Consider the following 23,418-nt stretch of genomic DNA (forward strand, 5'->3'; position numbering starts at 1 on the left):
AAACCGGGTTTTTACTATTTTCCTGAGTTATTCTGGGTAAAGCATAGAAAAAACCCCGGTTTCTTTCTTGGCGCAGAACTCGGAGACTCAGAAACCGGGTTTCTTTTTCGGGTAAAATAGGCTTATCGCCTTGCTTTTACTCTGGTTGGCAAAAGCGACCTGTGACTCGCTCATATTCATCTTCCAGTAACCACATAAGACTTTCTTCGTAAGTATCGCTGGTAAAGATAGATTGATAGTTTTGTGCGGGATTTTGAATCGAGAATTTACCGGATTGTTCTTTAACTAACATCAGAATATAGGGGGGTGAAAGCCAAGGATCTACCCAGATTTCGGCAAATTCCCATTGTGTTTTTTCTGTTGGCGTAATTTGCGTTTTTGCGTTTTCAGGATTTTGTGGTGCGCGGTCTGGTACGAGGTATGACATGATATTTTCCTGTGCTTTTTTTTATTTTTATTTCTCCATAGTGGAGAGGGATTCTCGTTCCATCTAATTTTAGGATATACCCAATTGGTTCGGCAAAAAATAATCCATAGCGTTCGTATTTGTCTTCTGAATCTGCTGCTCCCGTTCTCTCTCCTCTTTGCTTAATTTCCTCTGCCACTCTCTCCATTGTCTGGCGATTGTTAAACAAATAGACGATTCCTTCGATTTCCAGTTCTCTTTGGGATTTTTCGGTTTCGGGTAAATGTTTGTCAATCAGACTGGTTCGGTTTTCTAGATATATTTCTCTGTTAATACCACTCATGTGATTTGTTTAACTAGCCATCTTACTATAACAAAAAGCGGTAAGGGTCGCTATGCCGTCAGGCTTATCGCCTATCTTAAAATAAAGTAGCAATCGGCCCATCGCTAAAGTTTAGTCTCATTAGGGCATAGGGCTATTTTTTTGACCCACCACCCCCCGAACCCAGGGGAGAGAGATACAAAAAAGACATAATTGTGCTAGTTCTGTCTCAAAAACAAAGCTCGGTGATACGAAATCATGGGAATTTGCGGTCATAATCTACATGAAATTACGGTGTTTTGGTCGGTGAATTTGAGACATAATTGTGCTAGTTAGATGAACCTTAAAGTTGCTCAAGCTATTGTCATTATTTGAGAGTTAGGCAACAATAAGAATCGCCAATTCAAAAATGAAACGCATCAACCTCAAGAGTTGACAAAGAAAGGCTCATCAGGTACTGTCTGATCATTAACAAAAACAAATCAGACCCAAAATGAGCCACCAACATCTTAACATAGAACAAAGAAACTTGCTCTACCAACTTAGTCAGGAGGGAAATTTATCTCAACGGCAAATGGCCGTCTGGCTCGGATGTCATCAAAGCACAATATCACGGGAATTAAAAAGGAATCAAAGTTCTCTTGGCTGCTATCTACCTGACACAGCACAAGCTGAAAGCGAGACAAGGCGAAAAAATGCCAAACAACCCTTTAAAAATGTCAGCGAGTCAGCCTTAGAGTTGGTCAAAGAAGGATTGAAAGATTATCATAGTCCCGAACAAATAGCAGGTCGTCTGAAAAGAGCCAGTCAAGAATCTCTCAGTCACGAAACCATCTATCAAATGATCTATCAGAACTATCACGGATGTGGAGAGTACCAGAAATATTTACGCCGGGGGCTTTGTCAAAGAAAGAGTCGAGGCGGAGCAAAAAGTAAGCGTGGAGGGATTCCAGGGCGTGTAGATATCAGCGAGCGACCAGTAATTGCTGACCAGAAAACTGAAATCGGTCATTGGGAAAGTGACACAATGATTGGAGGCAATCATCTAGGAGTTCTCGTTACTCATGTAGATAAAGCCTCGAAATTTTTAGTAGCAGGATTAGCCAAAAACAAAACCGCATCGGAAATCAATAGAGTCACAGAAAAACTTTTTCAAGAGATTCACCCTGACAAAAGAAAAACCTTTACTTGTGACAACGGCAAAGAATTTTGTGGACATCAAGAGTTGAGTCAGAAACTAGGAGCAGATTTTTATTTTGCTACTCCTTATCATTCGTGGGAGAGGGGATTAAACGAGCATACCAATGGACTGTTAAGACAATTTTTCCCTAAGGGAACGAATTTTAAAATCGTTAAGCCAGAGGAGGTGGAAAGAGCCGTAAACTTGATTAACAATCGTCCTCGAAAATGTCTTGACTATCGTACCCCGAATGAGGTATTCTATAAAGGTAGATCAGACAGTGATGCAATTCAGACTTGAATTGGCCAATTATAGGGAAAGGAAGAGCATAATTAATCTGATTACCTCAAAGTAAAACTTATTCCAAGAGGAAACGAAAATGGCTAATATTACTATTTCTGACTTACGTCCTGCTGGTGCAGATTTGTTCTCTGATTCTGAGAGTTACCTTACTGACTTGACCGAGTCGGAAATGCTTGGTACATTAGGTGGCGCTGGTTCTGCCAGTATTTGTTGGCAAAATGACAAAACCCAAATACGCTCTATCACTATTTGTTGGGCTTAGAAAAACTCCAGGTTCTTGTTAAGAAACTAGCCCAGTTTTTACTAAAATCTCTCTATCATCCAGTTAGGTTGACCTGACTGGATTATATTCGTGTTAGTGCTATTCATCCCAAATTGCTGACAACTGACACTGACTCAATTTGATTGATAATCCACTCGCCAAACAACTCTGACCAAATTTGATAGCGTAACTGATTATTTAACTCTGCCGTAAGTATCTCCTCCACCAAAATCAAATGCACTCCCTTAGAAGTCACAATCGGTTTAAGAACCTCTGGTGGTGTCGCCGCAAAAACAGCCGATGAAATCTCTGACTTCAAATCTTTACGAGACAATATTCCTCGATATCCTCCTTTTCGGCGTAACTCCTTATCCTCAATATACTTGTGAGCCACATCATAGAAACTCATTTCCCCTTCCTGAATAGAATAAAATAATTCCATCGCTAAATCTTCGTCTTCTAACACCACTTCATACATCACTACCCCAGCATAATCTAATTGATTTTCATAAAAGTAAGGCTCAACTTTTTCGGCAAATAGATGAGTCATCAACTTTTCGGAAATAACGGTGATGTAGGCAATTTCTTCTAAATCATCTACAGACAAATGGTGTTTCTCTAGCCAAGCAAAAGTTTCTTGTACGCCACGAAGTTTCTGAAGAAGTCTAAGAGTATCCGCCGCTTGCTGAAGTTCCTCATTATCCACAGTTATCCCGGCTTCCGTAGCTGCATCAGTAATAATCTGACGACTAACAATGGACTGGATTAAATCGGGTATTTGAAGAGATAGCTTAACTTGTTTCAGAATATCTTCAGCAGTAATGGTAATAGATTGTGACATAATCTTTCTCCGGGTAATCAAAACATTTTTATGGATTCCCGCAATTCGCGGGAATGACAGGCCCTCGAACAAAAGCTTTCTAAAATTCTAAACCTCCTTTTTGTAACTTCTTGAATGGGTCAAGAATAAAATCAATAACGCGACGCTGACGCACCACCACCTCAGCCGTAGCCGTATCTCCCGGACGTAATGGAATACAGTCATTAGCACTAGGAATACAAGTTTGATTTAAATGAATTTCTAGTTCATAAATTGCTACTCGTCCCTGAGATGTTTCTTGCATTTTGGTGGTTGGGGAAATTTTAATTAAACTTCCATCAACTACGCCATAGTCCTGAAAAGGATAAGCATCAAACTTCATCTTAACCGCCATTCCTTTCTGTAATGAACCACTTTGTGTAGTGGCCATTTCTGCTTTCAATAAAATATCCGCTTTTTGGGGCGCTATTTCTACAATCATTCCTCCTTGTTGTACCACATCTCCCACCCCAGTAATCGGCAAACTAAAAATAGTGCCTCCTTCTTGGGCTCTAACAATCCGTTTCTCTAACTCAAACTTCACAGAATCAATTTCTTTCTTTGTTTGCGTCACCTCAGATTTAAGACTACTGATTTGGCTATCCAAACTTTTTAGCTGTTCTTGAATTTTAGACAGAGCAATTTCCCCCGCATGAGTAAGGGTTTGAACACTATTCTCTTGCTCGGCTAAACGCAACTTCGCTTGCTCAATGTCCGCTTCCCCTTGATTAACAATTCTCTGATAAATCCTCTTTTGTTCGATTAATCGTAACTCCGCTTGCTCAATATCCGCCTTCCCTTGATTAACAATTCTCTCATAACTGCTTTTCTGCTCTTCTAATCGCAGTCTGGCTTGCTCAATATCTGCTTGACTTTGCTTCCAAATACTTTGTCTTTCATCGGCGATATTTTCCTGTTCAACGACCCGAACTTCCGCTATCACCCCATTATGGAAAAGATTCTGGTAACGTTCGACTTCCCTCAAGGCTTTTTGTAAGCGCAATTCTGCTAAATTATAAGCGGTGTTGCTATCCTCTAACTGTTGTTTGGCTTGGGCAACTTGAGTCAGTTTCTCTTCTCTTTGTAAATTTAAGGTTCTTCTGAGTGCTGCCAGATTTTGCTCCGCTTGAGCAATTTGAGTCAGTTTTTCCTGTTCTTGCAAATTGTATGTTGTCTTAAGAGACTGAAAGGTTTGTCGAGCTTGTTCTACCTGAGATAGTTTCTCTAATTGTTGGGACTGATTTTGCCGTTCTTGGGTACGCAGTTCGGTTTCTAGTTGATTTTTTTGTTGCTTTAGTGCATTCAGCCGATTATTTTGACTTTGTAGTTGAATTTGCAGTTGGGTAATTCGCTCACGAATAGGGAGACTGTCCAGTTCCATTAAAATATCCCCAGCTTTTACCATGTCTCCTTCTTCAATATTTAGCATTTCAACTTTAGCCGTTTGGGAATTAAGAGCCGCAGATGTATAGGTTAAATTTAGCTTTTGCTTAATTGTACCACCTTGCGGTTCTAACCGTCCCCTAGCACTACCCGTTTCATCTACCCGAGACAACATTCCCCAAGGCAAAGCGATCGCCACAAAAACGATTAAAAAATAGAGCAGTCCTCGCGTCCACCGCTGAGGTAACGCATCCAACAGTTCCTTTGTGGCAAAAGACCAATCCGCCGAAGAATTTAGGTTACTTCCTGGTAGATTTTGGTCGCTTTTACGACCATTTAAGTCTGCTTGGTTAATCTCATTAAACTGGGTCATAATTTATGAAAATCTTGCTCAGATTTATGAACATTAGTTAAGTTGCTGGTGATTTAAATAGTAATAATGCGCTTTTTTTGCCATTAACTGCTCGTGATTTCCTTGCTCTATTAATACTCCTCTATCTAAAACTAAAATTATATGAGCATTTCTAACGGTAGATAAGCGATGGGCAATAATTAATGTAGTACGTCCCTTAAGAATTCTATTCAAATTAGTCTGAATAATTCGCTCCGACTCCACATCTAAGTGGGAAGTTGCCTCATCAAAAATCAATAGACGAGGATTGCCTAATAACGCCCTAGCGATGGCTAATCTTTGCCGTTGACCACCAGACAATAACCCTCCACCTTCACCAATCTGGGTTTCATAACTCATCGGTAACTTTTGAATAAACTCGTCAGCACCTGCTAATTGAGCGGCTTCGATAATTTCCGCCTGAGTTGCAGAAGGTCGCGCTAGGGTCAAGTTGTCCCGAATTGTGCCACCAAATAAAAAAGTATCCTGGTCAACAACACCAACCCTTTGACGCAAAGAAGATAAAGAAATGCTAGTTATGTCATGACCATCAATGAAAATCTTCCCATCTGTAGGGGTATATAGCCCCAAAACTAGCTTAGAAATAGTAGTTTTTCCTGAACCAGAACGCCCCACTAAAGCTACAGTCTGTCCGGCTTTGATTTCAAAGCTGAGATTCTCTAAAACATTAGTTTCGCTTTCTGGGTGGTAACGAAATGTCACCTTGTCAAAAATAATATCTCCTCGTAAATCTGTTAAATAATAACGAGCCTGAGATTGCAAATCTTCCTCTGGTTCGGTATCAATCACATCATTAATTCGCTCCACTGCAATGATTACCTCCTGTAACTCATTCCATAGAACCGTTAACCGCTGAAAAGGGTTTATTACATTGGCAATTAACATATTAAAAGCCACCAACTGCCCGATGGTTAATTCTCCTTGAATCACTAACCAAGCCCCAAACCAAAGCAGCCCAGTGGTCACTAAAGATTCAATGGTTAAGCTAAATACTTGGAGTCGGTTGCTAATAATCTGCCCAGAAAAGTTTTTGCGAATTGACTTGTTGAGAAACTCCTCCCAACGCCAGCGCACTACTTGCTCAATTGCCAGAGATTTGACCGTGCGTACACCAGTCAAAGATTGGATTAAATAACCACTTTCTTCCGCTAAGGCCGCAAATATTTCTCTGGATATCTTTTGTAGGAAAGGAGTAGCAATGATAGCAAGCAGGAAAAAAGGTGGCACAATGACTAATGCCAGCAAAGCCATTTTCCAGCTATACCAGAACATAAGTCCCACATAGATAAAGACCGTGAGTAAATCTAATACAATAGATAGGGCTTCACCCGTTAGAAATCTCTCAATCTTGCGGTTTTCCTGCAGCCTGGCCATGATATCCCCCACATAGCGAAACTCAAAAAAACGCAGGGGTAATCGGAAAGTGTGGGTAATAAATCCCACAATCATGGCTAAATTTACTTTGTTGGCAGTGTGGTCGAGGAGATATTGTCGTAACCCGGTCAAAGCAACCCGAAATAAACCAAAAATGACTAACCCTAATCCCACAGCCGTTAAGGTTAATGTACTGCCTTGAACAACTACCCGGTCGAGGAGTAACTGAGTAAATAGTGGGGTAACTAATCCGAAAATTTGAATGACTAAGGAAGCAATAAATACTTCTAGCAATACTTGACCGTGAGGACTGGCTAAATTAAAAAATTGCCAAAATGGGGTAGTATGATTTTTGAGTTCCTTGATTAAAGCTGTCGGTTGTAGGAGTAGTGTATAACCCTGCCAACCTGTTTTAAATTCTGGATATGTTAAACTCCGTTGACCAATAGCAGGGTCAGCAACAATGACTTGATTGCGAGTGATTTCATAAACGACAATATAATGATTACCTTCCCAGTGAGCGATTGCGGGTAATTTTTGTTTAGCCAGTTGGTCAATACTGGCTTTAACTGGTCTAGTGGAAAATCCGATACTTTCCGCCGCAGCGGATAGTCCTCGCAAAGAAGCCCCATTGGCATCTACATTAGCAATATCTCGAATGCGGTTGACACTAAACTTTTTGCCCCAATAACGGGCAACCATTACTAAACAAGCAGCACCACAGTCAGAACCACTTTGTTGCTCAAAAAAAGGATAGCGTCTAGTAATATGCTGCCATAGATGAGTAACGCGCTGAGTGGGGCTAGGGAAATAAGCCTTGTTAACTTTTTGCTTGTGGGTTTTTAGATATATTTCATCTTTGATTGTGCTAATTCCCGCAATTAGTTCCTGGTCGTCGTTTACGGATAAATCTGGTTTATTATTGATGGAAAACTTGCTTTTTTGTTCATTATCTTTAGCGGTAGCTAAATTGTACAAATACTCCTTAAATCGGGAATTTTTATGAATGATAGAGCGCAAAACTTTACCAGGAATATAACATAGCTCTGCTTGAGGCGAAACCCTGACAGCATAATCTAAAAAACCGGCTTCAGGAAACAAAGTACATTCCCCAAATAGTTGAGCCGGATGCAGGGTGCTAATTAAGTCCAGGCTACTGTTAACCAGTCTTACTTTGCCAGCGACCAAAATATATAAGCCATCGGATGCTGAGATACTTTCCAACAACAAACCGGGGTTAGGTTTTGAAAATTCAGCCGACTCAACTAAACTGGCTAAATCCTCTTCTGATAAAAATTGACCGATTAGACCAGATAGATATTCTTTGGCAGTCATTTCTCCCTCGATAGTGTTGCAAACACTTAATAGCACTTAATAGATTTTTCATGATGATTAAGAAAATGCCACCTCCTCTGGAATGTCCCTAATCACAATGCCGCTTTTACTGGATTTTTTCGGCTCATTTTTTTCAAGGTTATTCGATTTTGGTCTGGTAGATAAACCCATTTGTTTGAGTAGTCTGTTGATATGGCGATCGCTGATTTTAATTCCTAATTCTGCGCTCAGGTGCTCGCTGAGTTTCTTAGCAGTCCATCGGGAAGCCGAATAACTAAAATCACGGTGAGGGACTTTAACTTCTCTAGGGCTTTGACTGACTAACTTCCTCAAACGCTGCAAGCATTCCTCGTCTACAGTTTGAGGTCTGCCAATTGGGCCACTATTCCACTGGTGAGCCTGACCAGACTTGGCGAGGGTTATCCAATGGCGTGCTGTACTATGGGAACAGCCCAACTCTTGGCAAATTTGGGTTTGGGTTTTACCCTCATCTGCCAGCAGCATAATTTGAATTCGTTGAAAATGGCGCTTAGACAACCCTTTTTCTAGGCTTTTTTCTAAGTGTTTTCTCTGAAAAGCACTGAGAAATCGACCAGAGTTATTGGGAAAATTAATACCAGTTTGAGATGATTTCATAAGCTGATACTCATTGGCATTAGAGGATTTTGGACAATCTGCGACATCTTTGCAAAACAAAATTTGGCGTTGCGTATTTGCGGTATAAATCAATTAGACACGGGTATTACCTCGTACTCGTAGAACAGATGGTGGGCAGTTAGCACGGTGTATGTCGCCCATGCTTTTTGAGCATTATACCAGATCCTTCTGGTTTAAGTAGTCGGACATAAGTTTTCGCTGCTGTATAAAGTTTTGTAAATAGGGTAGAAAGCTGTATGCAGCAGCGAAAACCGCCTCTTTTACATTCCTTAACATAGTGTTGTTGTTCATTTATGGCTCTTCTGGTTTCTGTGTGGAAACGAGGTCTATACTGATAGTTTCTTCTTTCAAAATAGTCCTAAAAGTCCTGACCAGTAAGCATTTAACCTTACATAAGCAAAAATTATCACACAAATTTGAGAAGAGCCCAGAAGGTAAGAGGTAGTTAGATATGTGTAATTAATTTTGCTTAGGTACTTATCATCCAATTCCGCTGTATAATTTCCTCCACTAAAATCAAGCTTATCCCTTTAGCTTTCACAATAGGTTTAAGCAACTGAGGAGGTTTCGTAGCAAACACAGCAGCAGATATTTCTGGTTTTAAATCCTGGCGACGCTGTACCCCCAAATATCCACCCTGACGGCGTAACTCTTTATCCTCAATATACTTGTCAGTCACATCATAGAAACTCATTTCCCCTAGCAAACCCTAATTAATTTCTAAAAAATCTTGCAATTTTTTTAGATAAGTAGGGGCATCTTCTAACATGGGAAAGTGAGCAGTATTAGCCATCTCCACATACTGGATATTATTATTCAAATCCGCCGCCATTTTGCCCATTTTGGCAGGAATAATAATGTCTTTTTCCCCTGATACTAAAAGAGTTGGTATCTTAATCTCGGCAAATTTACCTGGCATAATTTCCACTGCTTTTTTACTCACAGATGTATAAATTGTGCCTAGAGCTGCCTCGTAATCCGCCGCTAAAAAATCTTCTAAAAAAGCAATTCTTTCTGATTTTGGGATCGATCGATGCAAAAATCTCGCCATAAATAATCGATCGGCAAAAGGTACTTTTAAAAACCAATCATAACGAAACTGTACCACATACTTACCGAATTTATGGAAGGCAGCAAAAGCCGCTTTATTATACTCAAAAATGCCATTACAGGTTAAAATTGCTTTGACCACTCTTTCGGGGTACATAGTAATAAAAAAAGTCGCCACTGATGCCCCCATAGAGTGACTATTGAGATAGATTTTTTCAATTTCCAAACTATCTAAAAACAAGGCCAAATCAAGGGCATATTCTTCTAAATCGTAGGAAAGATCGGAGGATTTTTCCGGCAATTTAGACCGACCAAAACCCCGCATATCGTACAATAAACAATCAAAGCGATCGCAAATTGCCGCAGCTGTTGATCGCCAATAGCGTCCCGATCCTCCCCAACCATGAATAAACACCATCACCGGCTTTTTTTGGGCAGATTCCGACTGTCGAATCCACTCGTAATAGTGGGGAACACCGCGAACAGTGATTGTTTTATCGATTATTTGAGTTTTCATGATAGTTAGATACCTAGCCATCCTCGTAAAGAGTTTTGCAAACGTCGCGCATCTGTGTCCGATAGTCGTCCGATTCTCTTAAGGAGTAAATCTTGTTGGATTGTGTATATCCCCCGCTTAACGGCCGTCGGTACATTCAATCCCTCGTTCTCCCAATCTTCCAGCAAAAACTCGCCCTCCAGTAAATTATTGATGCGACTGGTAAGGGGAACCAGAAAAACATCCCGTGAACGGTGAGGAGAACTAACAATGATAACCGGTCTGATTTTAGCGTCCGCTAAATCTGAAAAAGGATAACGAACGAGAACGATTTCAAGCTTCGAGTAATCGTTCATAGATGTCGTCTTCCAGATTATCCCAAATCTTAGCCAGTGCAGTTTCGCTGACTTTTTGCCAGAAATCCGAGTTTGTCTCCTCCGGGATGAGGGTGACTAAAACCCTAGTACCCTCTGGAATCGGCACGGATTCGAGGAGTTCGATCCGGCCTTCTTTGACAATTGCGGGAACGGTATTGAGCATGGTTAACCTCGATTTTTCCCCTTAAGCGGATTCTTGACTGGGTAGAGAGGAAGGATGAACCAATAGATCTGCCGTGGAACGTTTTTCCACCATTTCGCGGGTGATTAAACAGCGTTTCACGTCCTTGCGCGAGGGCAATTCGTACATGACATCGAGCATTAATTCCTCGACAATACCCCGTAGGGCCCGGGCCCCAGTTTTGCGACGATAGGCCTCTTGGGCGATCGCTAGGACGGCATCAGATTTAAACTCTAACTGTACATTGTCCATCTTCAACAGTTTTTGATACTGTTTCACCAAAGCGTTGCGGGGTTGCGTCAGGATAGCGATTAAAGCTTCCTCATCCAGGGGTGAAAGCGCAGCTAGGACGGGAATCCGACCGACAAACTCCGGAATCATGCCAAATTTGACTAAATCATCGGGAGTCATTTGTTTTAATAACCCTGCCGCTACCTTATCCTTACTAGCTTGGCCATCTCCCGGTTGAATAAAGCCCATGGATTTTTTACCGAGACGCTGATCGATCACCTTATCTAAACCGACAAACGCCCCACCGCAGATAAACAGGATATTGCTGGTGTCAATCTGAATACAATCCTGATAGGGGTGTTTGCGGCCGCCTTGGGGGGGAACATTGGCGATCGTTCCCTCTAACATTTTCAGTAAAGCTTGCTGTACCCCTTCTCCGGACACATCCCGGGTAATCGAGGTATTTTCGCTCTTACGGGCAATTTTATCGATTTCATCGATGTAGATAATGCCCCGCTGCGCTTCTTCCACGTCTAAATCTGCCACTTGTAACAGACGCAAGAGAATATTTTCCACATCTTCCCCCACATAACCGGCCTCGGTTAAAGTGGTGGCATCAGCGACGGCAAAAGGTACATCGAGGATTTTAGCCAGAGTTTGAGCTAGAAGGGTTTTTCCCGATCCTGTGGGACCAATTAACAGAATATTGGATTTTTGCAGTTCGATGCTATCTTCTGGACTACCGCCACCGGCTTTTTGGGTTTGGATATCTTTGAGGCGTTTGTAATGGTTATAAACGGCCACCGAAAGCACTTTTTTCGCCTCATTTTGACCAATAACGTAGTCATCGAGGTGTTTTTTAATCTCTCTTGGTTTGGGAATTTGTTCCCAAGTGGTTTTGTTTTGGCCCGATCGCCGTTTGTTGGGACGTTCCTCCACTGGGGCGACCGGACTGGGCGGTTCCATCAATTCCTCATCGAGAATTTCGTTACACAGTTCCACACACTCGTCACAGATATAGACCCCCGGCCCGGCGATTAATTTTCGCACTTGTTCCTGGGATTTGCCGCAAAATGAACACTTGAGGTGGGAGTCGTACTTAGACATAGTTTATTTACAGGGAAGTAACGGGAACGGTAGGATCGGGCAGTTCGGGACGGGAAATCACCAGATCGATTAACCCATATTCTTTGGCTTCGACGGCCGACATGAAAAAGTCCCGTTCGGTGTCGTTGGCGATGCGATCGTAGGGTTGACCGGTGTGGTGAGCCAGCATGGTATTGAGTCTCTGTTTAATATAGAGGATCTCTTTGGCCTGGATGGCGATATCACTAGCTTGACCTTGGGCGCCGCCGAGGGGTTGGTGAATCATGATCCGGCTACTGGGTAGGGACATCCGTTTACCTGCTGCGCCGCCACAAAGCAGGAATGCTCCCATACTAGCGGCTAAACCGAAACAAATTGTCGCCACGTCGGGGCGAATTTGTTGCATGGTGTCGTAGATAGCTAATCCGGCATAAACGGAACCGCCGGGGGAGTTGATATAGAGTTGGATATCTTTTTCGGGATCTTCTGCCTCCAAGTAGAGGAGTTGGGCGACGATCGAATCAGCGACCTGATCATCGACGGGAGTTCCCAAAAAGACAATTCTCTCGCGCAGGAGTCGAGAATAGATATCAAAAGCCCGTTCACCCATGCCAGACTGTTCGATTACCACGGGTAAAACGTTAGCTAGGGAGTTTCTCCCCGTGTTGGCGTAGATAGCAGGGCGACAATTACTGGTAATTGGGTAGTCAGGTGATCTCGATTCGAGCATAATTTTTTCGGTTCCGCTATCACAATCTTAGGGTTTTTGCTTGGCTGTGGAGCTTTGACTGGCAAATGTTAAGCATCTTTAGCACTTCTGTCCATCTATTATGCCCTAAGTTTTCCCCGGTTGGCAGGAATCAGTGATCAGTTATCAGTGATCAGTTATCAGTTATCAGTTATCAGTTTTAGACACAGCAAGCCTTTTAGGGATTTAAAGAACATTTAAAAGGGGGTTTTTGGGGCAATTCTGAGTGTACTATCATGCCTAAAAGCCTGAAGACTCGTAAAATGAACTTGTTAATCCCGTTGAATTTTACCCCGTATTACGTGAACTAAAACCTGAAACCCTTGCTACAGCGCAAATTTAGAATTGCTGAGTTATCAGGGAATGGGGGAATGGGGGAATTCAACCAATACCCCAACACCCCAACACCCAACACGACTGCTAACTCCTTACGGTTCTTCCTCGGCTGCCAACACTTCCACTTCGGTGAATGCGAAGGTTTCTTCTGTTTCCTCCTCCTCGCTTGTTTCTTCCTCTAGGGAACCTTTGGGGACGAGGGTGATAGTAGCCTTTTCTTTCAGCCATTCTAGGGTGTTTTCCGCCAGCATTTCTTCGGTGATCACCTGTTCCAGACGCTGCCTATCTATGTCGCGATCGGACAATTGGGCCATGATATTAGCGATTTTTTCCGTTACCGCTTCGGGACTGACTTCAATGCCTGCGACTTTAGCCAATTCTTGCACCACGAGAGTCTCTTTTAGACTTTCGATCGCATCAGGACGGGTGCTTTCCCGCATTTTGGGAATATTATCTTTTGTAAACAACTGGTTGACATCTAGCCCCATTTGTTGAAATTCCATGAAGCTTTGGGTCAAAATATGCGTCACTTCCTTTTCGATCAACGTCTCCGGTAAATCTAAAGTGGCACCCTTAACTAATTCCTTGGTTAAAGCGTCATAAATGCTTTCTTTGGTTTCCTTCTCCGCTTGTTCTTGGAAGCGTTTCTCTAAACTTGCTCTTAATTCGGCGATTGTCTCCTGATCGCTGACTTCTTGGGCAAAATCGTCGTCAAGCTCTGGTAATTCCTTCGCTTTTAACTCTTTCATCGTAATGGTAAAGATTACCGCTTTTGCTGCCACATCCTCTTTGGGATAATCTTCTGGGAAAGTTAAAGTCATCTCTTTGACTTCTTCCGGTTTCATGCCGACAATTCCTTCCACCATCCCCTCGATAAAGCGTCCTGCTTCCATATCCACCTGCAGATCTTCGCCGTCAATATCCGGGATATCCTCGCCAGTTTCGACGGATTTTCCCCGATAATCAACGATCGCCACATCTCCTAGCTGCGCCCCGCGATCTTCCACGGGAACCAATGTCGCTAACTGTTCTTGACGCTCTTTAAACCAATTTTCCACGGATTCGGGATCATAAACGGTTTCTTCGGCAGTAACGCTCAGATTTTCGTAATCTCCGAGAATAATTGTCGGGGCCACATCCACGGAAACTGAAAAAGTCAAAGCTTTACCCGGTTCATAGGCAGCGATCAAATCCTCAAACTTAGACAATAGCTGCGGAGTACCCAGGGACTCGATCCCCTCCTGTTTTAGGGCAGATTCGAGACAATTTTCGATTAATTCCTCAATTACCGCCGCTTTTACAGCTTTAGAACCCAATCTTTGCAGAAGAATCTGACGGGGAACCTTACCGGGGCGAAAACCGGGTATATTGGCCGACTTCGCTAAATTATTTACCACTTTCTCGTGGGTGTTTTTCGTGGTTTCGGCGGGAATTTCAATTTCTAAACCTATCTGACTGGCAGGAAGCTTTTCCTGAATAACTTTCATTGATTTTTCTAGCTCTTACGACAAGGAACGTTTATAATAGGGTGAGCGGTGTTTACGCCTGCGGTGGATCCGTCCCGCTCATGATATTCTAGGGGAATAGCTGCAGTTGCTCCCCAAGCTCTCACAATCTTTTTATTTTAGCGGTCAATGGGGTATATTTAATTTATTCCGTCCTTGGGGCAGTTAAGCCCAATCAGAAAATTTTGCTGATCAAAAGCCGATCAATCCAAGCTTGAGAATAACTCGGTGGACAAAAAAGATTTTTTACTTTAACGATTTCTTCAGATCATTGTCATCACCCAACTCGTCAGGAGGTCACACAATTTGAGTCAAAAAGTACGGGTCGCTATTTTGGGGGCCACTGGGGCCGTGGGAACGGAATTGCTAGAGTTATTAGCTAGTCGTCAATTCCCTCTCGCTAGTCTAAAATTACTGGCTTCCGAGCGTTCTGCTGGAAAAACCCTCGATTTTCGGGGCGAAAGTCTCCTAATCGAAGCGGTAAACGAGCGCTCTTTTCAGGACGTGGATATCGTTCTCGCTTCTGCGGGGGGAGCCACCTCAAAAGTTTGGGCGAAAACTATTGTCGAGTCGGGTGCGACGATTATCGATAACTCCAGCGCTTTTCGCATGAATCCCGAAGTGCCTCTGGTTGTCCCAGAAATCAATCCCGACAGTGTGGACAATCACCGGGGCATTATCGCTAATCCCAACTGTACGACAATTCTTTTAGGAGTGGCGATCTGGCCTCTCCACCAAGTACAGGCGATCGAGCGAGTAGTAGTTTCTACTTATCAGTCCGCTAGTGGTGCCGGAGCGCGAGCCATGGAGGAGGTAAAACAGCAAGCGCAAGCAATTCTTGACAATCGACAACCTCCCACTAATTCCTTCCCCTATCCCCTCGCTTTTAATCTTTTTCCCCACAATACCCCAATTAATGGCCAAGGGTACTGCGAGGAAGAAATGAAAATGGTCAACGAAACCCGCAAGATTTTTGCTTGTCCAGAGCTGCGGGTTAGTGCCACCTGTGTGAGGGTTCCCGTCCTGCGGGCCCATTCGGAATCGGTTAACCTAGAATTTAGTCGGCCTTTTTCTGTGGTGAAGGCCAGAGAAATTCTTGAGTCTGCTCCGGGGGTAAGATTAGTGGAAGATTGGGACGCTAATTATTTTCCCATGCCAATTGATGCCACCGGTCGCGATGAAGTATTAGTGGGACGCATTCGTCAAGATATCTCCCATCCTAACGGTCTAGAATTGTGGCTATGCGGCGATCAAATTCGCAAGGGTGCGGCTTTAAATGCTGTACAAATTGCCGAGCTTTTAGTTAAGAAAAATCTCGTCGGTTAAAGATTTGCAACAGTTTGATAACTAAGCTATCAGCCATCAGCTAAATCAAGGCGATAATAATTAGAAAAATAGCTAATTAACCGGATAAGTAAAGTCTGAAAGCTGATTGCTGATTGCTCAAAAACTGATAATAAAGGCCGAACCTAAAACCTACTTTTTAGGTAGGAGGATTGCTAGATTCTTTCTGTTGCCTCTTGCCTTGAGAAGCTGATAACTGATAACTGATAACTGATAACTGATAACTGAATCAATGAGTGAAACATATTTTGGACGAGTAATTACGGCGATGGTGACTCCCTTCACCGTCGAGGGTCGAGTTAATTATGCTATGGTGGAAAGATTGGCCGATTATCTAGTTACCCACGGTAGCGATGGTATAGTGGTCTGTGGGACGACGGGAGAATCACCCACCCTAAGTTGGCAGGAAGAATACGAACTATTTAGTATTGTCAAAAAAGCGGTTAATGGTCGGGGAAAAGTGATTGCGGGGACGGGTTCTAATTCCACTTCCGAAGCGATCGAAGCGACCCAACAGGCTGCTAAACTGGGTTTAGATGGTTCTTTACAAGTGGTTCCCTACTACAACAAACCTCCCCAAGAGGGTTTATATGAGCATTTTCGCGCCATTGCCAAAGCTTGTCCCGATCTGCCAGTAATGCTTTATAATATCCCCGGTCGTACTGGTCAAAATATGACCCCAGAAACGATTATTAAACTGGCAGCAGTTGATAATATTGTGGCGGTAAAAGAAGCTAGTGGTAATTTAGAACAAACCTGCAAGATTTACTGTCATACTCCTGAAAATTTCGCTATTTATTCCGGCGATGATTTTCTCACCTTACCCCTAATCACCTGTGGTGCGGTGGGAGTGGTCAGTGTTGCTAGTCATCTAGTGGGAGAAGAAATTCAAGGAATGATTCAAGCTTTCTTAACTGGAGATGCGGCCAAAGCAATCGAGATTAATTTGAAATTATTTCCCCTGTTTAAAGGTTTATTCTGTGCCACTAATCCAATTCCAATTAAAGCGGCCTTAAATCTAGTCGGTTGGGAAGTGGGGGGTCTAAGACTTCCTTTATGTTCCTTAAGTCCAGAGTTAGAAGAAGGATTAGCAAAAATCATGCAAGAATTGGCTTTAATCTAGAAAAATACTAGAAATTCTTGCCCACTAAACTGGGATTTTTCGAGAAAGTAGGTTATAATATTAATAGCTTCACTAGAAGAAAAGAAATATAGTTTAGAACAGCCAGAAAGTATTGATACTAAGTGAATTTAACTAGGTGTTGTTTACCTAGTTCGACTTATTCTAACTATTCATTTTTTGAGATTTCCCGTCCACAAAACCAACCTGAAAAATCACCATAACTTACCATCAAAGGATACCTAATGAGTCAAGATAAAACCCAAGCAAAACTAAAGATCATTCCCCTAGGAGGATTACACGAAATCGGCAAAAACACCTGTGTTTTTGAATACGATGATGAGATTATTCTCCTGGATGCTGGTTTAGCTTTTCCTTCCGATGATATGCACGGGGTCAATGTAGTGCTTCCCGATATGACTTATCTAAGGGAAAATCGCCATAAAATTAAGGGTATGATCGTCACCCACGGTCACGAAGATCATATCGGTGGTATTCCCTACCATCTCAAACAATTTGATGTACCAATTATCTACGGTCCGCGTCTAGCGATGGCTTTATTGCGGGATAAATTGGAAGAAGCAGGATTGGCAAATCGTACCAAATTAGAAACCGTAGTTCCTCGGCAAATGGTGCGTTTAGGTAAATCTTTCATGGTGGAATATATCCGCAATACCCACTCGATCGCCGATAGTTTTTGTGTAGCAATTCATACTCCTTTAGGGGTAGTTATTCACACAGGAGATTTTAAAATTGACCATACTCCCGTCGATGGTGAATTTTTTGATCTGCAAAAAATTGCCGAACATGGCGAGAAAGGGGTGCTATGTTTATTGAGTGATTCCACTAACGCGGAAGTACCCGGTTATACTCCCTCGGAAGCTTCCGTTTATCCCGGTTTAGAGCGGGTTTTTAACCAAGCAACGGGACGGATTATGATCACTACCTTTGCTTCCTCGGTGCATCGGATTAATCTGGTGTTGAAATTGGCCCAGAAATTTAACCGGAAAGTGGTGGTAGTGGGTCGATCGATGTTAAATGTCATCGCTCATGCGCGTAATTTGGGGTATATCAAATGTCCCGACGATCTATTTGAACCCTTAAAAGCGACCCGCAATTTAGCCGATGAAAAAATCGTCATTTTAACCACAGGATCCCAGGGAGAAACTTTAGCGGCCATGACGCGGATTTCTAAGGGTGAACATCCTCATATTCGTGTGCGTCAGGGGGATACGATTGTCTTTTCCGCTAATCCGATTCCGGGTAATACCATCGCTGTGGTCAATACAATTGATCGCCTGATGATGCAGGGTGCTAACGTGGTTTACGGACGCGATAAGGGAATTCACGTTTCTGGCCATGGTTCCCAAGAAGACCATAAATTGATGCTATCTTTGACCCGGCCGAAGTTTTTTGTGCCAGTGCATGGAGAACACCGAATGCTGGTCAAACACGCTCAGATGGCCCAAAGTATGGGGATTCCCGCCGAAAATATGGTAATTGTCAAAAATGGTGACACGATCGAGTTAACTGGCGATCGCATTGCCATCGGCGCGCCAGTGCCTTCGGGAATCGAGTTAGTTGATCAAGCGGGTGTGGTCCACGAACACATTATGCAGGAAAGACAACAGTTAGCCGAAGATGGTGTGATTACGATCGCCGCCTTCGTTAACGCTGAGGGACAATTAAGCGCACCTCCAGAGATTAATTTGCGCGGTGTGGTGACAAAAGTGGAAATCTCGCTGCTGAATCAGTTAATTATTCGGGCGATCGAACGCTGTTTAAGCGATCGCAGTAGTGAATTTAAAACTGCCACGGGGGTTCAGGATTGGGCCGGTTTGCGGGCCGAAATCGAGACGACTTTGCAACGTTTAATCAAACGGGAGTTAAAGAGTCAACCTCTAGTGATTTTCCTCCTGCAAGCGGCGGTAACGGAACCAGCGAACAATCGTACTTATCGCCGCCGCCGTCCGGCAGCCACCATGGCCTCCTAATATCAGTGATCAGTAAACAGTGATCAGTAAACAGTGATCAGTAAACAGTGAAAAGATGGCAAGAAATTGCTATTTAATACTGGTCACTTAACACATACTGCTCACTTAAAACTCAAATCTGATAACTGTTAACTTACCCACTGATAACTGATAACTGATAACTGACCATGTTCCATGCTGCCGATTTGCGATCGCTGCTGACCGCCGTTGCCAGGGGAGAAATTAACCCGGAGACAGCCTTAGATAAACTTAAACATCTGGCCTTTGAACCGGTGGAAGACTTTGCTAAAATTGACCATCATCGTCAATTAAGAACGGGATTTCCGGAGGTTATCTGGGGACCGGGTAAAACCACCACTCAAATCGCCCAAATTATCCATGTTTTGCGTCAAAATAGTCCCGTGGTTATGGCCACCCGCATTGAAGCAGAGATAGCAGTCCAGCTACAGGAACAGGTAACAGACTTAGTTTATTATCCCTTAGCCCGCATCTGTGCCATTGCCGCAGCTGCTCCAGAAAATCCCCCAAAAGGGATAATTTCCATCCTAACGGCGGGAACTGCCGATATTCCCGTAGCGGAGGAGGCGGCGGTTACTGCTCAATTATGCGGTTTTTCCGTGCAGCGTCTCTGGGATGTGGGAGTAGCGGGAATTCATCGCCTCTTGAATCATCGCCATCTACTGGATGCCGCCGATGTGTTAATTGTTGTTGCGGGAATGGAAGGAGCCTTACCAAGTGTGGTAGCGGGATTAGTTGATCGCCCGGTGATCGCCGTTCCCACCAGTATCGGTTACGGAACCAGTTTCGGCGGTATTGCTCCTTTGTTAACTATGCTCAATTCCTGCGCGGTCGGCATCGGTGTGGTTAATATAGATAATGGTTTTGGGGCTGCCATGTTAGCCGGCCAAATTTTACGCACGGCGGCAAGATTAGCCTAGATTTTCCTTCATCTCAGACTGAAAATCCTATACAGTTGGTATAGGGATAAACTACTTTGAAAAAGAAGCCGATATGCACCTAAGTGAAATTACTCATCCCAACCAGTTACATGGTTTATCACTCCGTCAATTAGAAGATATTGCCCGTCAGATTCGCGAAAAACACCTCCAGACGATCGCCGCTACCGGTGGACATTTGGGACCGGGGTTAGGAGTCGTAGAACTAACGATCGCCCTTTACCAAACCCTCGATCTCGATCGCGATAAAGTCCTTTGGGACGTGGGACACCAAGCTTATCCGCACAAACTCCTCACCGGTCGCTATAACGATTTTCACACCCTGCGCCAAAAAAATGGCGTTGCGGGCTATCTAAAACGTTGCGAGAGCAAATTTGACCATTTTGGGGCTGGACACGCCTCCACGAGCATTTCTGCGGGGTTAGGAATGGCTTTAGCCCGGGATGCCAAGGGGGAAGATTTCAAGGTGGTATCGATCATCGGGGATGGTGCTTTAACCGGGGGTATGGCCCTAGAAGCGATTAACCATGCCGGACATTTACCGAACACCAACATCATGGTTATCCTCAACGATAACGAGATGTCCATTTCCCCCAACGTCGGGGCAATTTCCCGCTATCTCAATAAAGTGCGTCTGAGCGAACCCGTCCAGTTTATCGCCGATAATCTCGAAGAACAATTGAAACACCTACCCTTCTTCGGTGACTCCCTCACCCCCGAAATGGAACGAGTCAAAGAAGGGATGAAACGGTTAGCAGTTCCCAAAGTCGGCGCTGTCATTGAAGAATTGGGCTTTAAATATTTTGGCCCGATTGATGGTCATAATATTCCCGAATTAATCGCCACTTTTAAACAGGCCCATAAGGTCCAAGGACCGGTTTTCGTCCACGTTGCCACCGTTAAAGGCAAAGGCTACGAATGGGCCGAAAAAGATCAAGTGGGTTATCATGCCCAAAATCCCTTTAATTTAGCCACGGGTAAACCGATTCCCTCCAGTAAACCGAAACCTCCGGCTTATTCCAAAGTTTTCGGGCATACTCTCACCAAATTAGCGGAAAATGACCCGCGCATTATCGGTATCACCGCCGCCATGGCTACCGGGACAGGATTAGATAAATTTCAGGCAAAACTGCCGAAACAGTATATCGATGTGGGAATTGCCGAACAACACGCGGTTACTCTCGCCGGTGGTCTTGCTTGCGAAGGAATGCGCCCGGTTGTCACTATTTACTCTACTTTCCTGCAGCGGGCTTTTGATCAGATTATTCACGATATCTGCATTCAAAATCTCCCGGTTTTCTTTTGTATGGACCGGGCCGGTATTGTCGGGGCCGATGGACCGACCCACCAAGGGATGTACGATATCGCCTACCTGCGTTGTATCCCCAATATGACCATTATGGCCCCGAAAGATGAGGCAGAACTGCAAAGAATGGTCGTAACGGGGATTAATCATACCAGCGGACCCATTGCCATGCGTTATCCCCGGGGCAACGGTTTAGGGGTTCCCCTGATGGAAGAGGGTTGGGAAGCTTTACCCATCGGTAAGGGCGAAATTCTCCGCAGTGGCGATGATGTTCTCCTGTTAGGATACGGCACGATGGTCAATACTTCCCTACAGGTGGCCGAAATCCTCAGCGAACACGGCATCGAAGCCACAGTGGTTAATGCTCGTTTTGTCAAGCCCCTTGATACAGAACTTATCTTTCCCCTTGCTCAACGTCTTGGTAAGGTGGTGACTTTAGAAGAAGGTTGTTTGATGGGTGGTTTTGGTTCTGCGGTTTTGGAAGCTTTACAGGATGCTAATATTCTAGTTCCAGTCAAGCGTTTCGGGGTTCCCGATAAATTAGTGGACCACGCAACACCAGAGCAATCCTTCGCTGATTTGGGTTTAACCAGTCCCCAGATTGCCGAACAGGTTTTAGCGGCATTTTTTAGCCAAAAACAAACCGCTAACGTCGGTTAAAATCTCAAGATTAGCTTGTCCAGTTTTCCCGAAAAATTAGGGAAGACTGGTTTTTTTTTGCTCTAGATAGTTAATGAAGACTGCCGGCAATAAATAGTGAGGGGAACGAACCACAGAGACACAAAGGACACAAAGATCGATCACTACTATATAAGTTAAATTTATCACACAAAGAATAGGAGAGTCCAGTAGCTTTAAGAGCATCAGCCATGAGTGGGTCATCAATGACAGTGTTAGTTCTCATAGTATCCCTAGTTGTGTATAGTAGATTAAACCTCTTGCATAATTAATTTGTGAGGGTTCAAAAATGAGAAAAAAGGTTAAATTTTGTCAAGAAATTGCTTAAAGTTTTGTAAAGCCACTTGACTTAAAGACAGAATTGTGTACAATCGTTCATCGGTAATTTTACCCGGAGTGCTGTGTATGGTTTCATCAGTTCATCTTATGGCTTCTGGCTGGGATTTAGCAGTTTTTGTTTTAAAGCTAACCTTTGAGCAAGAGCAGAATAGGAGGATATGTCAACCATGTTAACCACTGATCTAGAGATAAGACTAGCAGCTTTAGAAGCTGAAGTAGCACTGCTTAAGCGTTTGCTACCTACTGTCAGCGAAACTCCCTGGTGGGAAAAAATTGTCGGCACTTTTGCTGAAGATCCGGTTTACGAAGAGGCAATGCAGTTTGGTCAAGAGTACCGTTTTTCTTGGGTAAAGCATTAGAGTTGAAAACCTCAAGAAATCAAGTGGTAGGAGAAGCTGAAATTAGCTTTAAGTGCTTCACGAAAGGAATAAAATCTTTATCTGAAAAAAGGAGCGGAAGATTATTTTCAATACAAAAGGAGGCAATAATAACATCAGCAGTTTTTCTAATAGTTATCCCCTTCTTGCGTAACTGGCGATAATTGTCCGCGCTTTTCAATGCCATTCTCAAACCTAGTAAATCATAAATGGTCAATGAAGTTAGTAAGCGATAGGCTATTTGATAATCCTTATCACTCCTAAAACCTTGGAGAACTTCGGTGAGAATAATATCACCAATAGCTATCGGCTCAACTCCTAGCAATAAATCAAGTTCTGTTGTTTCCGTAGTATTATAACCATTGAAATAATCAATCCAAACACTGGAATCCATAAGAATCATTGATTGTGCCTCATTTCCTCAAGGTTTCCTTCCCATTTAAGCTTACCTTTAAAGGCTTTAATTTTCTCCTGTTGTTTGAGCAGAATCAAAGTCTTAAGACCCAATTCAACAACTTCTTGTTTAGTCTTTAAACCAGTAGCTTTAAGAGCATCAGCCATGAGTTGGTCATCAATGATAATGTTAGTCATCATCCTATCCCTAGTTGCGTATAGTAGATTGTTAATATACACATTATATAGGGTTTGCTGAATAAATGTGAGATGTAAGCAAGGTAGAGATTTTGTGGCTTTTCTCGCTCCCACAGGTGCAAGATTGTGAGAGAATCGTCGTTCAAAATCTTGCGTCTTTATCGGCCCGCGTCCTGTAGGGGCGAAGCATTCGGACAATAACCTATCGGT

The 23,418-nt window shown here is 43.3% G+C and carries 24 protein-coding genes; 8 read left to right on the plus strand and 16 right to left on the minus strand.

Annotation, left to right across the window (positions count from 1 at the left end; genetic code table 11):
• Positions 1 to 136: 136 nt before the first annotated feature.
• Both ACQY1X_RS00635 and ACQY1X_RS00640 read right to left on the minus strand, forming a co-directional pair.
• Positions 137 to 427: a hypothetical protein gene (locus ACQY1X_RS00635; RefSeq protein WP_002737941.1), complete on the minus strand. Its 291-nt coding sequence runs from the start codon at positions 425 to 427 to the stop codon at positions 137 to 139.
• Positions 387 to 749: a DUF6972 family protein gene (locus ACQY1X_RS00640; RefSeq protein WP_002738203.1), complete on the minus strand. Its 363-nt coding sequence runs from the start codon at positions 747 to 749 to the stop codon at positions 387 to 389. The genes ACQY1X_RS00635 and ACQY1X_RS00640 overlap by 41 nt, the downstream gene beginning before the upstream one ends.
• A 472-nt stretch (positions 750 to 1,221) precedes the next feature.
• Between ACQY1X_RS00640 and ACQY1X_RS00645 the strand changes: the two genes are divergently transcribed.
• Positions 1,222 to 2,208, plus strand: a complete 987-nt coding sequence (locus ACQY1X_RS00645) for an IS30-like element ISMae39 family transposase (RefSeq protein WP_002732932.1) — start codon at positions 1,222 to 1,224, stop codon at positions 2,206 to 2,208.
• Between the two features lie 79 nt (positions 2,209 to 2,287).
• A complete protein-coding gene (locus ACQY1X_RS00650; RefSeq protein ID WP_016516292.1) occupies positions 2,288 to 2,473 on the plus strand; it encodes a hypothetical protein in 186 nt (61 codons plus the stop codon).
• A 103-nt stretch (positions 2,474 to 2,576) separates the two neighbouring features.
• On the opposite strand, the gene ACQY1X_RS00655 is transcribed toward ACQY1X_RS00650, so the two are convergent.
• From ACQY1X_RS00655 to tig, 11 genes are all read right to left on the minus strand, one after another.
• The gene (locus ACQY1X_RS00655) at positions 2,577 to 3,314 is read right to left on the minus strand and encodes a peptidylprolyl isomerase (protein WP_430015267.1); all 738 of its coding nucleotides are present in this window, start codon (positions 3,312 to 3,314) and stop codon (positions 2,577 to 2,579) included.
• A gap of 79 nt (positions 3,315 to 3,393) precedes the next feature.
• The gene (locus tag ACQY1X_RS00660) at positions 3,394 to 5,088 is read right to left on the minus strand and encodes an HlyD family efflux transporter periplasmic adaptor subunit (protein ID WP_016516290.1); all 1,695 of its coding nucleotides are present in this window, start codon (positions 5,086 to 5,088) and stop codon (positions 3,394 to 3,396) included.
• 33 nt (positions 5,089 to 5,121) lie between these two features.
• Positions 5,122 to 7,836 (minus strand): peptidase domain-containing ABC transporter, encoded by a 2,715-nt coding sequence (locus ACQY1X_RS00665; RefSeq protein ID WP_016516289.1) that lies wholly within the window; start codon positions 7,834 to 7,836, stop codon positions 5,122 to 5,124.
• 57 nt (positions 7,837 to 7,893) lie between these two features.
• On the minus strand, positions 7,894 to 8,472 hold the full coding sequence (locus tag ACQY1X_RS00670; protein ID WP_002737810.1) for a helix-turn-helix domain-containing protein: 579 nt from the start codon (positions 8,470 to 8,472) through the stop codon (positions 7,894 to 7,896).
• A gap of 490 nt (positions 8,473 to 8,962) precedes the next feature.
• Positions 8,963 to 9,187 carry a peptidylprolyl isomerase gene (locus tag ACQY1X_RS00675; RefSeq protein ID WP_430013769.1) on the minus strand — a complete coding sequence of 75 codons (225 nt, stop codon included), beginning with the start codon at positions 9,185 to 9,187 and terminating at the stop codon, positions 8,963 to 8,965.
• A gap of 15 nt (positions 9,188 to 9,202) precedes the next feature.
• Positions 9,203 to 10,060 (minus strand): alpha/beta fold hydrolase, encoded by an 858-nt coding sequence (locus ACQY1X_RS00680; RefSeq protein WP_430013770.1) that lies wholly within the window; start codon positions 10,058 to 10,060, stop codon positions 9,203 to 9,205.
• Positions 10,061 to 10,065: 5 nt separating this feature from the next.
• Positions 10,066 to 10,395, minus strand: coding sequence for a type II toxin-antitoxin system PemK/MazF family toxin (locus ACQY1X_RS00685; protein WP_016516286.1), 330 nt, complete (start codon positions 10,393 to 10,395; stop codon positions 10,066 to 10,068).
• The gene (locus ACQY1X_RS00690; RefSeq protein ID WP_002737934.1) at positions 10,373 to 10,579 is read right to left on the minus strand and encodes a hypothetical protein; all 207 of its coding nucleotides are present in this window, start codon (positions 10,577 to 10,579) and stop codon (positions 10,373 to 10,375) included. The genes ACQY1X_RS00685 and ACQY1X_RS00690 overlap by 23 nt, the downstream gene beginning before the upstream one ends.
• A gap of 21 nt (positions 10,580 to 10,600) precedes the next feature.
• The gene (gene clpX / locus ACQY1X_RS00695) at positions 10,601 to 11,935 is read right to left on the minus strand and encodes an ATP-dependent protease ATP-binding subunit ClpX (RefSeq protein WP_002752154.1); all 1,335 of its coding nucleotides are present in this window, start codon (positions 11,933 to 11,935) and stop codon (positions 10,601 to 10,603) included.
• Between the two features lie 7 nt (positions 11,936 to 11,942).
• Positions 11,943 to 12,644, minus strand: a complete 702-nt coding sequence (gene clpP, locus ACQY1X_RS00700; protein WP_002736918.1) for an ATP-dependent Clp endopeptidase proteolytic subunit ClpP — start codon at positions 12,642 to 12,644, stop codon at positions 11,943 to 11,945.
• Between the two features lie 446 nt (positions 12,645 to 13,090).
• The gene (gene tig / locus ACQY1X_RS00705; protein WP_430013771.1) at positions 13,091 to 14,485 is read right to left on the minus strand and encodes a trigger factor; all 1,395 of its coding nucleotides are present in this window, start codon (positions 14,483 to 14,485) and stop codon (positions 13,091 to 13,093) included.
• A 324-nt stretch (positions 14,486 to 14,809) separates the two neighbouring features.
• Between tig and ACQY1X_RS00710 the strand changes: the two genes are divergently transcribed.
• The 5 genes from ACQY1X_RS00710 (at position 14,810) to dxs (ending at position 21,883) form a co-directional block, all read left to right on the plus strand.
• Positions 14,810 to 15,829, plus strand: a complete 1,020-nt coding sequence (locus tag ACQY1X_RS00710) for an aspartate-semialdehyde dehydrogenase (RefSeq protein ID WP_430013772.1) — start codon at positions 14,810 to 14,812, stop codon at positions 15,827 to 15,829.
• Between the two features lie 250 nt (positions 15,830 to 16,079).
• Positions 16,080 to 16,970, plus strand: coding sequence for a 4-hydroxy-tetrahydrodipicolinate synthase (gene dapA / locus ACQY1X_RS00715; RefSeq protein WP_430013773.1), 891 nt, complete (start codon positions 16,080 to 16,082; stop codon positions 16,968 to 16,970).
• Positions 16,971 to 17,212: 242 nt separating this feature from the next.
• Positions 17,213 to 18,961: a ribonuclease J gene (locus ACQY1X_RS00720; RefSeq protein WP_430015268.1), complete on the plus strand. Its 1,749-nt coding sequence runs from the start codon at positions 17,213 to 17,215 to the stop codon at positions 18,959 to 18,961.
• A gap of 167 nt (positions 18,962 to 19,128) precedes the next feature.
• A complete protein-coding gene (gene larB / locus ACQY1X_RS00725; RefSeq protein WP_430015269.1) occupies positions 19,129 to 19,899 on the plus strand; it encodes a nickel pincer cofactor biosynthesis protein LarB in 771 nt (256 codons plus the stop codon).
• A 73-nt stretch (positions 19,900 to 19,972) separates the two neighbouring features.
• Positions 19,973 to 21,883, plus strand: coding sequence for a 1-deoxy-D-xylulose-5-phosphate synthase (gene dxs / locus ACQY1X_RS00730; RefSeq protein ID WP_430013775.1), 1,911 nt, complete (start codon positions 19,973 to 19,975; stop codon positions 21,881 to 21,883).
• 70 nt (positions 21,884 to 21,953) lie between these two features.
• Here the strand turns inward: dxs and ACQY1X_RS00735 are convergent, their stop codons facing one another.
• Entirely contained in the window at positions 21,954 to 22,127 is a 174-nt protein-coding gene (locus ACQY1X_RS00735; RefSeq protein WP_430013776.1) for a type II toxin-antitoxin system VapB family antitoxin, read from the minus strand.
• Between the two features lie 280 nt (positions 22,128 to 22,407).
• Between ACQY1X_RS00735 and ACQY1X_RS00740 the strand changes: the two genes are divergently transcribed.
• Positions 22,408 to 22,599, plus strand: a complete 192-nt coding sequence (locus ACQY1X_RS00740) for a hypothetical protein (protein ID WP_130756739.1) — start codon at positions 22,408 to 22,410, stop codon at positions 22,597 to 22,599.
• A 19-nt stretch (positions 22,600 to 22,618) separates the two neighbouring features.
• On the opposite strand, the gene vapC is transcribed toward ACQY1X_RS00740, so the two are convergent.
• Together vapC and ACQY1X_RS00750 are read right to left on the minus strand one after the other, a co-directional pair.
• Positions 22,619 to 23,011 carry a type II toxin-antitoxin system VapC family toxin gene (vapC, locus tag ACQY1X_RS00745; RefSeq protein ID WP_430013777.1) on the minus strand — a complete coding sequence of 131 codons (393 nt, stop codon included), beginning with the start codon at positions 23,009 to 23,011 and terminating at the stop codon, positions 22,619 to 22,621.
• A gap of 5 nt (positions 23,012 to 23,016) precedes the next feature.
• The gene (locus ACQY1X_RS00750; protein WP_430013778.1) at positions 23,017 to 23,211 is read right to left on the minus strand and encodes a type II toxin-antitoxin system VapB family antitoxin; all 195 of its coding nucleotides are present in this window, start codon (positions 23,209 to 23,211) and stop codon (positions 23,017 to 23,019) included.
• Positions 23,212 to 23,418 lie beyond the last annotated feature (207 nt).

This window comes from Microcystis protocystis FBCC-A270 (assembly GCF_050500235.1).
Taxonomy (GTDB): domain Bacteria; phylum Cyanobacteriota; class Cyanobacteriia; order Cyanobacteriales; family Microcystaceae; genus Microcystis; species Microcystis ichthyoblabe_A.